Consider the following 13854-nt stretch of genomic DNA (forward strand, 5'->3'; position numbering starts at 1 on the left):
CCCCCGGCGCAGCCCCCGATGCCCGGCGCGGCCACCGCGCCCGCGGGCCCGGCGGCGGCCATGCCGGTCGCGGACCCGGCGCGCTACCCGCTGCCCGCCCCGGACCCGGCCACAGGCTGAGGAGCGGCCCCGGCGGCGGGGGCGGCGCGCGTTCCGGTGAAGTCCACCGTCGCCGCCGGTCCCTCACCGGAGAGGTGGGCCTCGACCCGGCGCAGCGTTCCCGCGGCGCCGACCCAGTACGTCAGGGGCGAGGCCCCCGCACCCTCGCGGCGCGGCGGCCGGGGCCCCGCGAAGACGGCGAACGGCCCCTCCCCGCGCTCGGCGCCCGGCAGGCGGCGCCGACCGAGCCACCGGGCACCGGACTGCGCGAGCAACTGCGCGTTCTCCGGCCGGTCGTGCCCGAGCTGGAGGGTCAGCCGCAGCGCCCGGTCCAGCGGGTCCCGCGTGTAGCCCCGCCGTGACCAGCGCCGGGGACCTCCGGCCGGGTCCACGGACACGCTCCCGTCGTCCCAGGCCAGGGCCCCGCCGACGCCCGGCCGCCCGGGCACGGAGAAGGTGCCCGAGGCCCGCCGGGTGCGGTAGTCGACGACCGCGTCCACGACGGTGACCCCGGCCGGGCCGGGGACCCGTACGGTCATCCCGGCCGGGCTGGACTCGTACGCCGACAGGCGCACCAGGGCCAGCAGCTGGGCCTCCTCCCGGCTGACCGGGCGGGCCTGCCCGCCGCCGTCGCCGCAGCCCGTCAACAGGGCCAGTGCCGCTGCCAGCGGCACGCACAGGAACCGCACGCGTGTGGACACCCCATCACCCCACCACCGCGGACCCGGATGGCCCCGCACCACGGCACGCGACACGGCCGGACGTGCTCGAATGCCTTGCAAGGGGTCATCGTTTCGCCGCTGTGCCGCGCGGAACGCACGTCTGGAGGCTGCCCATGGCCGCACCGCGGCACGGCCGGCGCACGCGGGGCCTGCCGGCCCGGGCGGCCCGCGCGCTGTTCCCCACCGCCCTGTTCCTCGCCCTGTGCCCGGCCGCCCCGGCGGCGGCGGCGCCCGCACCCGCTCCCTGCACCGCGGACACCGGCCCCTACCAGTGGGAGATGGAGCAGTACCTGCGACTGCCCGCCGACGGCCGCCAGAGCCCGGCCGACTGCGAGGCCATCCGCGCCTTCCAGCAGCGCCAGCGCCTCGCGCCCGCCGACGGCGCCGCGAACCTGGAGACCTACCGCACCACCCTGGTCGTCGAGGAGCGCCGCCGACCCAACCGGGACGGGAAGTGCCCGGCGCGCGCCCGGACCGTGGTCTGCGTCGACCTCACCCGGCAACTGCTGTGGGTGCAGTACGACGGCAGCCCGGTCTACGAGGCCGTCCCGGTCCGCACGGGCAGGTGGGGCCAGCGCACCCGCGACGGCTGGCACGAGATCACCGACCGCGTCGTCGACGAGACCTCAACCCTCTACGACGACGCCCCCATGCCGTACGCCCAGTACTTCTCCGGCGGCCAGGCCCTGCACGGCGTGTACGGCGACCTCTTCAACGGCGGCGGCTCGGCCGGCTGCGTCAACCTCCGCCTCGCGGACGCCGAACGGCTCTGGAACACCACCGCCACCGGCGACCCCGTCTTCGTCTGGGGCCGCAAACCCGCCACCTGAGGGGGGACCGGGCCCGGTGGGGCTCGTCCGGGTGGTCGCCGACGGCCAAACGGGTCAATCGCGCCGGTGCCGTGGTCGAGCGCGGCCCCGGACGGGCCATCGTGAGCCGGTCCGGCTCACGGGCGGGCCCGACGGCCCGCCGGTCTTCTCCCGTGCGAGGGTTCATGGCGGCGTTCCTCATCGTGGCGTGCCTGTTGTTCGCGTGGTCCGTGACCGCGGAACGGCTCGCCCGGTGGAGCGTGACGGCTCCGCTCGCCTTCACCCTCGCGGGCGCGTTCCTCAACAGCGGCGAGGCCCCGTGGGTCCAGGAGAACCTGAGCCAGCACGGCTTCCAGCGGGGCGTCGAGGTGGTCCTCGCCGTGCTGCTGTTCCTGGACGCCTGCGAATCCACCGAGTACCACCGGCTGAAGACCACGGCGGGCGAGTGGCGCCTGCTCGGGATCGCCCTGCCCCTCACCATCGGCACGGCCACGCTGCTGGGGGCCGCGCTGTTCCCCGACACCGGGTGGTGGCTGCTGCTCGTCACCGCGCTGGTGGTGATGCCCATCGACCTCGCGCCGATCTCGACGCTGCTCGCCGACGAACGCGTACCGCTGCGGGTCCGCGCCGCCCTCAATGTGGAGGGGGGCCTGAACGACGGGCTGATCTCGCCCCTGTTCGTCTTCGCCGTCGCCCACGTCACCGCCGCCGGCAACAGCGGTCTGGGGGCGCTGGTGTGGCGGGTGGTGCGCGAGTCGGCGACGGCCGTCCTCGTCGGCGCCCTGCTGGGCGCGGGCGCCGCCTGGCTGGTCAAGCGCGCCCTCGCGGCCCAGTGGGCGACCCCGGAGAGCCTGCGCCTGGCCACGCTGGCGGTCCCGTTCCTCGTCTTCACGGCGGCCGTGCTGGCCCACGGCAACGGATTCGTCGCGGCCTTCGTCTCCGGCGTCTGCTACGCCCCGGCCGCCCGCGCGCTCGGCCACGCCAACCTCTCCCTCGTCCACCACGTCGGGCAGGTGCTCGCCTTCGCGGTCTGGTTCGTCCTCGGCGGCCTGACGATCGACCAGTTCGCCGACGGGATCGGGGCGGCCGAGCTCGGCTTCGCCCTGCTGGCCCTCACCGTGGCCCGGTTCCTGCCCGTCATGCTGTCCCTGACCGGGACCGTGCTGACGGGGCCCGAGCGGGTGGCCGTCGGCTGGTTCGGGTCCCGCGGCGTGACCTCGATCGTCTTCGCCACCCTGGCGGCCGGTCAACTACCGGAGGAGGAAGCCGACTTCGTCGTCACCGCGATGTGCGCGACCGTCCTGCTGAGCGTGCTCCTGCACGGACTGTCCGTGCGCCCGATCGCGCTCGCCTTCGAACGCGGGGCGGCCGGGCGCCGGGCCGTCAGCAGGGGGACGAAGGGCCCTTCTGGCGCGTGAGCCCGGCATCGGACACCCAGCCCGCGGCGGCCCCGCCGTCCACGCGGACGTACGTCCACTTGTCGCCGTCCGCGTTCACCACGTAGCAGTGGTAGCGGAGCTTCGTGCCGCTCTTGGCGAGGGAGCCGTCGGAGCACCGCTCGTAGGGACCGGTCTCCAGGTGCAGGTCGCGGGCCGCGTAGCCGTAGCTGCCCGGGGTCGGGTCCTTGTGGCTCCAGCCCCCGCACGCCGTGGACGCGGGGCCGGGCTTGGCCGTCGCCGCGGACGGGGTCCGGCGCGGCGAGGCGCTGGCCGACGGCTTCTTCTTCGGGCTCCGGGAGGGGGAGGCGCTCGGGGTGGCCGCGCCGTCCGACACCGTGCCCGCATCCGGCCGACCGGTCGTGGGGGAGGAGCCGCCCGCCGCCCCCGCGTCACCGCGCCCGCCGGCGTGTCCCCCGGACAGGGCGTAGGCGACCCCGCCGACGCCGAGCACGGCGACGGCGGCCACGAGCGTCACGGTACGGGTCCGACGCCGGGCCCGCCCGGAGTTCGACGACTGCGCGTTCGACGGCTGCGCGTACGAAGGTTGCGGAGACGGGGGCTGCGGAGGCGACGGCTGCGCGTACGGAGGCTGTGCGTACGTCGGCCGGGGGTGCGGGGGCGCGTACGGCCGGGGGTGGGGATCGGCGAGCACCGGCGGCGGGCCGAAGGAGCCGGTGGTGGGAGCCGTCGCGGCGGCGGGCGGGGGCGCCGCGGCGGGCGGGTTCGGGGCGGCGGGACCGGGGTGCGCCGGACGCCCGGCCGCCACCTCGTCGAGCATCGCCCCGGCCCGGGCGGCGGTCGGCCGCTGCGCCGGGTCCTTCGCCATCAGGGCCCGCAGCACCGGCATCAGCGGCCCGGCCCGCCGGGGCTCGGGGAGCGGTTCGCCGACGATCGCCGAGAGCGTCGACCATGCGGAGGTGCGGCGGAAGGCGACGGTGCCCTCCACCGCCGCGAACAGGGTCATGCCCAGCGACCAGATGTCCGCCGGGGGGCCGGGCTCCTGGCCCTGGGCGCGCTCCGGGGGCAGGTAGTCGAGGGAGCCGATGATCTGGCCGCTGCGGGTCAGCTTGGACGCGGCCTCGTCGTCGGCGGTGTCCATCGTGGCGATGCCGAAGTCGGTGAGCACCACCCGGCCGCCGCGCTCCAGCAGCACGTTCCCCGGCTTCACGTCCCGGTGCAGGACTCCCGCCCGGTGCGCGGCGTCCAGGGCCCGCATCAGCTCGGCCCCGATCGCCGCCACCTCGCGCGGGTCCAGCGGGCCGCGTGCGGACAGCACGTCGTCGAGGGAGGGCCCGTCGACGAGTTCCATGACGATGACCGGCAGCCCCTGGTCCTCCGTGACGTCGTGCACGGTGACCACACCGGTGTGCCGGATCCGGGCCGCGGCCCGCGCCTCCCGCTGCATCCGGGTCCGCAGATCGGCCAGTTCCGGGGCGCCCGCGTCGGTGTAGGCCCGCAGGATCTTGACGGCGACCTCACGGCCCAGCAGCTCGTCCAGCGCGCGGGCGACCACGCCCATGCCGCCGCGGCCGATCACCGAGGTCACCCGGTACCGGCCGCCCAGCAGTCTGCCGACCAGCTCGTTGTCGTTCGCTTCCCCCGTCGGCACCGCACGCCCCGTTCACAACCGCTCGTCGATCGGCCCTCGCCGCCCTCTGCCGCGGACAAGAGTAGACGGTACGGGTCCCCCTTCACCCGGCGCCGAACCACGTGGGCAGGTGCTCCAGCAGGTCCCGCTGGTCGTCGCCCACCCACGCCACGTGCCCGTCCGGCCGCAGCAGGACCGCGGGCGCACCCCCCTCCCCGTCGAGGTCGGGGCCGTGGTCGACGACGTGGTCGACGTGGTCGGCCCAGGCGGCCACCGAGAGCCGCCCGGTCCGGTCGAGCAGCAGCCCGCGCCCCCCGTGCATCAGCTCGTAGAGGCGGCCGCGCTCCAGCGGTACGTCGCGCATCCGGCGGCCGAGGAGCGGGTGGCCCCCGCCGAAGTCGTAGGCGACGTCGACCGCGTTGATCATCCCCGTCACGTAACGGTTGACCTCCTCGAAGTCCATGAGGGCGGAGAACAGCCCGCGCAGCGCGGTCGCGCCCGGGTCGCTGCCCAACAGCACCATCTGCGCCCGGGTGTTGTCGAGGACGCGGGCCCCCACCGGGTGCCGCTCCTCGTGGTAGCTGTCCAACAGCCCCTCGGGGGCCCAGCCGTTGACCGTGGCGGCCAGCTTCCAGCCGAGGTTGAAGGCGTCCTGGACGCCGAGGTTCATCCCCTGCCCGCCGGTCGGCGGGTGGACGTGCGCGGCGTCGCCGGCCAGCAGCACCCGGCCGACCCGGTAGCGCTCGGCCTGCCGGGTGGCGTCGCCGAACCGGGACAGCCAACGCGGCGCGCGCACGCCGAAGTCGGTGCCCGCGACCGCCCGCAGCCGACTCCGGAAGTCCTCCAGGGTCGGCGCGGTCGTCCGGTCCTCGGACACCCCGTCGGCGGGCACGACGACGCGGTGCGTCCCGTCCTCGTTGGGGGAGACGCCGAACCGCAGCTGGGTCCTGCGGACCTCCTGGACGACGGCGCCGATCGTGGCCGGATCCGCGGTCACCTCCATGTCGCCGATCAGCGTCTCGACCGTGGCGGGCACCCCGGGGAAACCGACGCCGAGCAGGGCGCGCACCGTGCTGCGCCCGCCGTCGCACCCCACGAGGTAGCGCGCGCGCAGGCGCGCGCCGTCCGCCAGCTCGACGGACACCCCCTCCTCGTCCTGGTCGAGCCCGACGACCTCGCGACCGCGCCGGATCTCGGTGCCCAGCTCGCGGGCCCGCTCGTCGAGCAGCCGCTCGGTGACCGGTTGCGGGACCCCGATCCCGTACGGGTGCGCCGTGTCCAGCCGCTCCGGCCACGCCTTCACGACCCCGCCGAACAAGCCGCCGACGCTGAACTTCTCGCCGACCGCGAGGAAGCGGTCCAGCAGACCGCGCTGGTCCATCAACTCGACGCTGCGCGCGTGCAGGCCCTGCCCGCGCGACTCCCCGGTCGGCTCGGCCAGCTTCTCCACCACCAGCACGCGCACCCCGTGCAGCCGCAGTTCGGCGGCCAGCACCAAGCCGGTCGGTCCGCCGCCGACCACGATCACGTCTCTCATCGCAATGCCCGTTTCTGCAGGTCCTGGCCTTGGTCGGCCATTTTGCGACGCGAGTGGGGCCTTGCCGCAAGCCCCCTGGTGCGCTATACGTTGGAGAGGGCGAGGAGGGGAACTCCTTGCCCTTCGTCGTGCCCGGGGCTCAGGCGTCCACGGGCTGCCAGGCCGGACCGTCCCCTTCGCGCCGGACGCGTCCGAAGACCACGTCCGCCAGGTGGACGCCGAAACCGATCGTGTCGGGCTCCGCCAGCTCGGCGACGAGCCGGTGGCGGTGGTCGGCGGTGCGCTCCGGGTCGTGGTCGAAGGCCGAGGACCAGTCGGGGCGGTCGATCTGGATCGGCGAGTGCAGGGCGTCGCCGAAGGCGATCAGCCGTCGTCCGCCGCCGGTGATGACGTACTCGGCGTGCCCGACCGTGTGCCCGGGGACGATCCTGACGTGCACGCCGGGGAAGACCTCCTGGCCGTCCTCGACGGTCCGCACGCGCGGTGCGAGCGCCGCCACCTGATCGGCCATCCCCTGGTCCGCGAGGATCTCCCGCCCGGCCCACTCCGGACCGGAGACCAGGTATTCGGCGCCGGTGAACACGGGCAGGTCGCTGCCGGGGACCCGGTGGCAGGCCCAGCCGAGGTGGTCGGAGTGCAAGTGGGTGAAGGCCACGGCCTCGATGTCCGACGGAGCGCGGCCGAGTTCGGCCAACCGGTCCAGGAGCTCGCCGCCCCGGATCCGGGCGATCGGACCCTGCGGCACCTCCTGCTCCTGCGGACCGAAGCCCGCGTCGATGAGCAGCGCCCGATCGCCGTGCTCCACGAGCAGGGCGCCGACGCTGCCGACGAGGTGGCCCGTGGCGTCCCGGTACTCGGGGTGCGCGTCCCACACCTCGGCCGTGGTGTCCGGCAGCAGTTCGAGCGGCCGCACCACCACGGCGCCGTCCGGCACGTAGGACACCTTCGTGTCCCCCAGCAGGAGGGAGCGGATGCCCGAGGGTCGGTTCAGTCGGCCGGTGCGCACCACGGTCGTGTCGGTCATGAGGTCTCTCCTGGTGATCGTTCTGGGCAACGGCGCAACCATAAGCATCAAGCTTGAATCATTCAAGCTGTAATTATGTTGCCTTGATGGACTTGCTAGGGTGGTGGCATGACGACGTCCCGCGAGCCCGAGGTCAGCGCCGAACGTCAGCTGTGCGGCCTGGTCAACGGGCTGGCGCAGCGGATCGCCGAGCACGTGCGGGCGTGCGCGGGCACCCTGGGCCTGACCGCGTCCCAAGCGGCCGCGCTGCGGGAGATGAGCGGCCCGATGACCATGCGGGAGCTGGCCGAGCGCATGTGCTGCGAGCCGTCCAACACCACCTTCGTCGTCGACAAGCTGGAGAAGCAGGGGCTGATCGGGCGCCACCCGCACCCCACCGACCGCAGGGCCAAGCACCTCGTGCTCACGGCCGAAGGCACCGCGCTGCGGGCCCGGCTGCAGGAACGCCTCGCCGTGGACTCCCCGCTCGGCGGGTTGGGCCCCGAACAGCAGCAGGTCCTGCGCGGCCTGCTGGAGCAGGCCGTCACCGGCGGGGGCAGGTGCTGACGAGGGCCGGTGCCGACGGGGGCGGTGCGCGATGATCAAGGGGCGCGACACGGCGGGAACGAACGGCACACGGGGGCGGTTTCAGGCATGAACGCAAGCGCAGAGCGACTCGGAGCGGGACGGGCCGACGCGTCGGCGCCCGTCAGGATCGGCGCGCTCGCGCCGCTGACCCGGCCCGGCTGGGTCGAGGCGGGCCGGCACCTCCTCGCCGGACTGGAGCTGGGCGTCCGCGAGGCGAACGACGAGGGCGGGATCGCCGGCAGCCCCCTCGAACTGGTGGTCCGGGACACCGCCGCCGATCCCCAGCGGGCCGTGGCCGCCGTGGACGAGCTCGCCGCGCTGGGCGTGGCCGCCGTGGCGGGGGAGTACCACAGCGTCGTCGCCCGCGCCGCCGCCGCCCGTGCGGACGCCCTCGGCCTGCCGTTCCTGTGCTCGTCGGCGGTGCTCGACGCGCTCACCGAAGCGCCGACGGATCGGGTCGCCCGCATCGCCCCGCCGCAGTCCCGCGGCTGGCGGCTCTACGCGGACTTCCTCCTCGGCGCGGGACACCGGCGCATCGCCGTGGCGACCCAGCCGAGCGTCTACTGGGCGTCCGGGGTCCGCATCCTGCGCGAACACCTCGCGCCCCGCGGCGGCGCCGTCGTCGAACTGGACACGGGTGGGCTCACCCCCGAGGCGGTGTGCGACGCCCTCGCGGCCGAGCGGGCCACCGCCCTCCTGCTGCTGGTCGGGGTGCCGGATCCGGCCGCGCCGATCGTCCGGGCCGTCCGCCGGGACCCGCGCCTGGGCGAGGTCCTGATCGGCGCTCCGGCCGGGCAGCCCGAGTTCGCGGGCTGGGCGGCGCAGCTGGGCGAGGACGGCGCCGGGGTGCCGTTCCTGCGCTACCTGCCCGAGCGCCTCGGGCCGCTCGGGGCGCGGGTCGAGCGGGCCCTGCGCGAGCGGCTGGGCGAAGCGCCCTCCTTCGTCGCCTTCGAGGGCTACGACACGATCGCCGTCCTCGCCGACGTGCTGCGCTCCCACGGCACGGACCGCACGCGCACCGCCGCGTGGTGGCCGCAGGTGGCGGTGGAGGGCACCCGTGGGAAGATCGGCTTCTCCCGGCTGCCGGGCATCGGCGTCTGGCAGTGGGACGGCCCGCCGGTCCAGGTCGTCGACCGGGATCCGGCGGAGCCCGGCCGCTTCCGGATCCTGCACACCGGCTGAGCGGGCGGCGTACGCGAGCCCCGGACCGGCGCGTCCGGGCCGTCCGGGGCGCCGCTCACGCGAGCGGCAGCTCCGGACGCCCTCCCGCCCACGGTCGGGCCGCCTCCAACTGCGCCGCGACCCGCAGGACGCTCACCTCGTCGTCGCGCCGACCCACCAACTGCACGGCGAGCGGCAGCCCGTCCGTGCCACGGCCCGCCGGGAGGGAAGCGGCCGGGTGGCCGGTGACGTTCCACAGGGCCGTGTAGGCGATCATCGGCCGCGCCCGGACGAGCGCCGTCAGCAGCCCCGCCCCGTCCAGCGCGCCGACCGGGCGCGGGCGCCCGGCGATGGTCGGGGTCAACAGCAGGTCCATGGTGGTGAACATCCGGTCGGCGCGCGCCGCCAGCCGCTCGCCCGCCAGGATCCCGCGCTCCACGGCGGACTCCGGGACGGCCCGGGCGAGGGCCAGGACGTGCCGGGTGCGCCGCTCCAGCAGCTCCGGACGCTCGACGGCGGCGGCCTCCGCCCGTACGCCGCCGCAGAACTGCGCGACGAAGGGGACCGTCGCGTCCGGGTAGCGGGGGCGCACCTCCCGTACGTCGTGGCCCAGTTCGCGCAGGGTCCGTACGGTCTCCAGCAGGGCCGCGACGTGTTGCGGATCCGGTCGCACACCGGGCACGGCGGGCGTAGCGCTGTAGCCGATGCGCAGCCGGCCGGGCGCGGTGTCCAGGTCCCGCAGCCAGCCGGTGGCGGCGGGCCGGGCGCTCCACCGGTCGGTGGGGGTCGACCCGGCGAGCACGTCGTAGAGCAGGGCGGTGTCGCGCACGGTGCGGGTCAGCGGGCCCACCGTACCGAGGGCGTACCAGAGGTGCGGGTGCGGAGCGGTGGAGACCCGGCCGCGCTGCGGTTTGAGGCCGAACAGTCCGCAGCAGGCGGCCGGGATGCGGATGGACCCGCCGCCGTCGCCGCCGAGGGCGGCTCCGACGAGCCCGGCCGCGACGGCCGCGGCGCTGCCGCCGCTGGATCCGCCGGGGGTGCGGGTGGTGTCCCAGGGGTTGCGGGCGTGCCCGTGGGCGGCGGACTCGGTGAAGGGCCACTGGCCGAACTCGGGCATGGTCGTCTTGCCGATCACGACGGCCCCGGCGGCGCGCAGGCGGCGCACGGCCTCGCAATCGGCCGCGACGGGCGTGCGGTTGGCGGCCCCACCGAAGCCGGTGACCTGCCCGGCGACGTCCAACTCGTCCTTGACGGCGACGGGCACGCCGTGGAGCGGGCCGTCCCCGCGCCGCGCGTCGCGGGCGTCCGCCTCGGCCAGGGCCTGCTCGGCGAGGACGACGCGGAAGGCGCCGAGGGCGGAGCCGTGGCGCGCGATCCGGCGCAGCGACGCTTCGACGAGGGCCCGGGAGGTGACCTTTCCGGCGCGCACCAGCTCGGCCTGGCGCTCGACCCCCAGGAACATCAACTCGGCGTCCTCCCGGTCCTGTTGCCCGGCCCGGTCTCCGCCCGATGCGCCGTTCGCGTCCCTGCCCATGGCCGCCACCCCTTTCCCCTACCTACGCGTAACTCCGGGTAAGGCTGGTGCCCCGCCGCGCACACGTCAAGCACCGTCCGTGGCGGCGGGTGCCGGGGGCGCTGCCAGGGGCGTTGTCGGGAAGGGGAGTTACCATGCCGCATGCAGCACACGCCCGACGCCCCCTTCCAGCTCCTGCCCGGCGCCGCCGATTCGCCGGTCCTCCTGCACGTGCCGCACTCCTCGCGCGTCGTGCCGGACTCCGTCCGCGCCGACATCGTGCTCGACGACGACGCGCTGGAGCGGGAGTTGGACCACATCACCGACTCCCACACCGCCGAGATCGCAGCGGCCGCGGCGGCCCTCTGCGGCCTCACCCCGTGGCGGTTCGTCAACGGCCGGTCCCGACTGGTCGTCGACCCCGAGCGCTTCCCCGACGCGCGCGAGGAGATGCTGTCCGTCGGCATGGGCGCGGTGTACACCCGGACCACCCACCGGGAGCCCCTGCGCCCGGACGGGTTCGACGGGACGCCGTTGGTCGACCGCTACTTCCACCCGTACGCCCGGGCGATGACGAGGGCCGTGCGGGACCGCCTGGAGGCCGTCGGACGGGCCGTCATCATCGACGTGCACTCCTACCCGAGCGCGCCCCTGCCCTACGAACTCCACGGCGCGGGGAGCCGACCGCCGATCTGCCTGGGCACGGACCCCTTCCACACCCCGGCCGGGCTGCTCGCCGAGGCCGAGGAGGCCTTCGCGGGCTTCGGCGGCACGGGACTCGACAGCCCCTTCGCCGGTACGTACGTACCGCTGGAGCACTACGGCGAGGACGCCCGGGTCGGGGCGCTGATGGTGGAGATCCGGCGGGACCTCTACATGGCCGAGCCGGGCGGCCCCGCCGGTCCCGGTCTCGGAGCGCTGGCGGCGGCCCTGGCGCGCCTCGTGGACGCCCTGCGACCGTGACGGCGGCGCCCCGGGGACCGGGACCCCGACCTTCCGGTCACGGCCGCCGGTCCACCGGGGGCACCCGTCAGGCGAGGTCGAACCGGTCGAGGTTCATCACCTTGTCCCACGCGGCCACGAAGTCGCGCACGAACTTCTCCCCGGCGTCCGCGGACGCGTAGACCTCCGACAGGGCGCGGAGCTGGGCGTGTGAACCGAAGACGAGGTCGGCGGCGGTGGCCGTCCACCGGGGCTTGCCCGTCGCGCGGTCGTGGCCCTCGAAGACGTTCTCCGCCGTCGGCGACGCGGTCCACCGCGTCCCCATGTCCAGCAGGTTGACGAAGAAGTCGTTGGTCAGCTGCTGCGGCCGGTCGGTCAGGACGCCGTGCGGGGACCGCCGGAAGCCGGTGTCCAGGGCCCGCATGCCGCCGGTCAGCACCGTCATCTCGGGTGCGGTGAGCGTCAGCATGCTCGCGCGGTCCAGCAGCAGGGTCTCCGGCGACAGCTTCTCGCCCTCCCGCAGGTAGTTGCGGAACCCGTCCGCGCGCGGTTCGAGCACGGCGAACGACTCCACGTCGGTCTGCTCCTGCGTGGCGTCCGTGCGCCCCGGCGCGAACGGGACCGTGACCTCGTACCCGGCGTCCTTCGCGGCCTGCTCGACCGCCGCGCAGCCGCCCAGGACGATCAGGTCGGCGAGCGAGATCCGCGGCGTCCCGGCCTCCTGCCGGATCCCTTCGAGCCGACGCACCGTCTCGGCCACCTCGGGCTGGGCGTTGACCTCCCAGTCCTTCTGCGGCGCGAGCCGGATCCGCGCCCCGTTGGCCCCGCCGCGCTTGTCGGTGCCGCGGAAGCTCGCCGCCGACGCCCAGGCGGTGGTGACCAGTTGGGAGACGGTCAGCCCCGAGGCGAGGACCGCGGCCTTGAGGGCGCTGACGTCCGCGTCCGAGACCAGCGGGTGGTCGACCGCGGGAACGGGGTCCTGCCACAGCTGCGGCGCCGGGGTCCACGGGCCGAGGTAGCGCGTGAGGGGCCCCATGTCGCGGTGCAGGAGCTTGTACCAGGCCTTGGCGAAGGCGTCCGCGAGGGCGGCCGGATCCTCGTGGAACCGCTTGGCGATCGGCGCGTAGACCGGGTCGAACTTCAACGCGAGGTCCGTCGTCAGCATCATCGGCGCGTGCGTCCTCGACGGATCGTGCGCGTCGGGCACCGTGCCCGCCGCCGCCGGATCCGTGGGCTTCCACTGCTGCGCACCGGCCGGACTGGTCGTCAGCTCCCAGTCGTAGGCGAAGAGGTTGTCCAGGTAGCCGTTGTCCCAGGTCGCGGGCGCGGAGGTCCACGCGCCCTCCAGCCCGCTGGTGAGCGCGTCGACGCCCGAGCCGCTGCCGTAGGTGTTCTGCCAGCCGAGGCCCTGCTGCGCCATCGGGCAGCCCTCGGGCTCCGGGCCGATGTACTCGGGGCCGACCGCGCCGTGGCACTTGCCGAAGGTGTGCCCGCCGATGATGAGGGCGGCCGTCTCCTCGTCGTTCATCGCCATGCGCGCGAACGTCTCGCGGATATCCTTGGCGGCGGCCAGCGGATCCGGATTGCCGTTGGGCCCCTCGGGATTGACGTAGATCAGCCCCATCTGCACGGCGCCGAGCGGGCCGGAGAGCTGCCGGTCACCGCTGTAGCGCTCGTCGCCGAGCCAGGTGTCCTCGGGGCCCCAGAAGATCTCCTCGGGCTCCCAGATGTCCTCGCGCCCGAAGCCGAAGCCGAAGGTCTTGAACCCCATGGATTCCAGCGCGCAGTTGCCGGCGAAGACCAGCAGGTCGGCCCAGGAGATCTTCCGGCCGTACTTCTGCTTGACGGGCCAGAGCAGTCGGCGCGCCTTGTCCAGGCTGGCGTTGTCCGGCCAGCTGTTGAGGGGCGCGAAGCGCTGGGCGCCGGCCCCGCCGCCGCCGCGGCCGTCGGCGATGCGGTACGTGCCCGCGGAGTGCCAGCTCATCCGGATGAAGAGCGGCCCGTAGTGGCCGTAGTCGGCGGGCCACCAGTCCTGCGACGCCGTCATGACCGCGAAGACGTCCTGCTTGAGGGCGTCGAGGTCCAGCGTCGCGAACTCGCGCGCGTAGTCGAAGTCTTCGCCCAGCGGGTTGGAGCGGGACGAATGCTGATGGAGCACCTGGAGGTCGAGCTGCTCCGGCCACCAGTCCCGGTTCGACCTGGGGCGGGTCGAGGCGGGGGCAGGGGCGGGGATGACCGGGTTCTCGCTGTCGCTGCCGGACACGTCGTCCTTCTTCCTGTTCTCGGTGTTTCCCTCGGCCGGCTGCCGGCCGCTTCGCACGCCGCCGACGATCGAGCGCGCATCTGCGTCCGTATGGTCGCGTACCGCGCCCCGCACCGCGGCGAGAACACGCAGGACGCCGCCGCATCTCCACCGGTCACCACACCGGCATCACACCGGTGCGATCATCGGT

11 protein-coding genes are annotated in these 13854 nt (G+C 74.9%); 5 read left to right on the forward strand and 6 right to left on the reverse strand.

The window, feature by feature from the left end:
* Nucleotides 1-83: 83 nt before the first annotated feature.
* On the reverse strand, nt 84-800 hold the full coding sequence (locus tag ACFWAR_RS34100) for a hypothetical protein (RefSeq protein WP_385785844.1): 717 nt from the start codon (nt 798-800) through the stop codon (nt 84-86).
* Between the two features lie 134 nt (nt 801-934).
* On the opposite strand from ACFWAR_RS34100, the gene ACFWAR_RS34105 reads away from it, so the two are divergent.
* Complete coding sequence (locus ACFWAR_RS34105; RefSeq protein WP_385785847.1) at nt 935-1651, forward strand: L,D-transpeptidase family protein; 717 nt, start codon at nt 935-937, stop codon at nt 1649-1651.
* A 164-nt stretch (nt 1652-1815) separates the two neighbouring features.
* Entirely contained in the window at nt 1816-3048 is a 1233-nt protein-coding gene (locus ACFWAR_RS34110) for a cation:proton antiporter (protein ID WP_385785850.1), read from the forward strand.
* Here the strand turns inward: ACFWAR_RS34110 and ACFWAR_RS34115 are convergent.
* The 3 genes from ACFWAR_RS34115 to ACFWAR_RS34125 all read right to left on the reverse strand — a co-directional run bounded on the left by ACFWAR_RS34115 (nt 3014) and on the right by ACFWAR_RS34125 (nt 7218).
* Nucleotides 3014-4678 carry a serine/threonine-protein kinase gene (locus ACFWAR_RS34115; protein ID WP_385785853.1) on the reverse strand — a complete coding sequence of 555 codons (1665 nt, stop codon included), beginning with the start codon at nt 4676-4678 and terminating at the stop codon, nt 3014-3016. The genes ACFWAR_RS34110 and ACFWAR_RS34115 overlap by 35 nt on opposite strands.
* A gap of 82 nt (nt 4679-4760) precedes the next feature.
* Nucleotides 4761-6194, reverse strand: coding sequence for a rifampin monooxygenase (gene rox, locus ACFWAR_RS34120; protein WP_385785855.1), 1434 nt, complete (start codon nt 6192-6194; stop codon nt 4761-4763).
* Between the two features lie 139 nt (nt 6195-6333).
* Nucleotides 6334-7218 carry an MBL fold metallo-hydrolase gene (locus tag ACFWAR_RS34125; protein WP_385785859.1) on the reverse strand — a complete coding sequence of 295 codons (885 nt, stop codon included), beginning with the start codon at nt 7216-7218 and terminating at the stop codon, nt 6334-6336.
* A gap of 108 nt (nt 7219-7326) precedes the next feature.
* On the opposite strand from ACFWAR_RS34125, the gene ACFWAR_RS34130 reads away from it, so the two are divergent.
* Nucleotides 7327-7764, forward strand: a complete 438-nt coding sequence (locus ACFWAR_RS34130) for a MarR family winged helix-turn-helix transcriptional regulator (RefSeq protein ID WP_385785861.1) — start codon at nt 7327-7329, stop codon at nt 7762-7764.
* Between the two features lie 87 nt (nt 7765-7851).
* Nucleotides 7852-8967: an ABC transporter substrate-binding protein gene (locus ACFWAR_RS34135; RefSeq protein WP_385785864.1), complete on the forward strand. Its 1116-nt coding sequence runs from the start codon at nt 7852-7854 to the stop codon at nt 8965-8967.
* Between the two features lie 55 nt (nt 8968-9022).
* On the opposite strand, the gene ACFWAR_RS34140 is transcribed toward ACFWAR_RS34135, so the two are convergent.
* Nucleotides 9023-10480 carry an amidase gene (locus ACFWAR_RS34140; protein ID WP_385785867.1) on the reverse strand — a complete coding sequence of 486 codons (1458 nt, stop codon included), beginning with the start codon at nt 10478-10480 and terminating at the stop codon, nt 9023-9025.
* A gap of 141 nt (nt 10481-10621) precedes the next feature.
* Here ACFWAR_RS34140 and ACFWAR_RS34145 point away from each other — a divergent pair, with 141 nt between their 5' ends.
* Entirely contained in the window at nt 10622-11422 is an 801-nt protein-coding gene (locus tag ACFWAR_RS34145; RefSeq protein WP_385785870.1) for an N-formylglutamate amidohydrolase, read from the forward strand.
* 67 nt (nt 11423-11489) lie between these two features.
* On the opposite strand, the gene katG is transcribed toward ACFWAR_RS34145, so the two are convergent.
* A complete protein-coding gene (gene katG, locus ACFWAR_RS34150; protein ID WP_385785873.1) occupies nt 11490-13664 on the reverse strand; it encodes a catalase/peroxidase HPI in 2175 nt (724 codons plus the stop codon).
* Nucleotides 13665-13854 lie beyond the last annotated feature (190 nt).

It is taken from the genome of Streptomyces sp. NPDC059917 (assembly GCF_042730635.1).
Classification (GTDB): Bacteria; Actinomycetota; Actinomycetes; order Streptomycetales; family Streptomycetaceae; genus Streptomyces.

Excerpts from the sequence above, each read along its gene's own strand:
- ACFWAR_RS34105 (WP_385785847.1), top strand. The coding sequence starts at position 935 with ATGGCCGCACCGCGGCACGGCCGGCGCACGCGGGGCCTGCCGGCCCGG.
- ACFWAR_RS34110 (WP_385785850.1), top strand. The coding sequence starts at position 1,816 with ATGGCGGCGTTCCTCATCGTGGCGTGCCTGTTGTTCGCGTGGTCCGTG.
- rox (WP_385785855.1), bottom strand. The coding sequence starts at position 6,194 with ATGAGAGACGTGATCGTGGTCGGCGGCGGACCGACCGGCTTGGTGCTG.
- ACFWAR_RS34125 (WP_385785859.1), bottom strand. The coding sequence starts at position 7,218 with ATGACCGACACGACCGTGGTGCGCACCGGCCGACTGAACCGACCCTCG.
- ACFWAR_RS34130 (WP_385785861.1), top strand. The coding sequence starts at position 7,327 with ATGACGACGTCCCGCGAGCCCGAGGTCAGCGCCGAACGTCAGCTGTGC.
- ACFWAR_RS34135 (WP_385785864.1), top strand. The coding sequence starts at position 7,852 with ATGAACGCAAGCGCAGAGCGACTCGGAGCGGGACGGGCCGACGCGTCG.
- ACFWAR_RS34140 (WP_385785867.1), bottom strand. The coding sequence starts at position 10,480 with ATGGGCAGGGACGCGAACGGCGCATCGGGCGGAGACCGGGCCGGGCAA.
- ACFWAR_RS34145 (WP_385785870.1), top strand. The coding sequence starts at position 10,622 with ATGCAGCACACGCCCGACGCCCCCTTCCAGCTCCTGCCCGGCGCCGCC.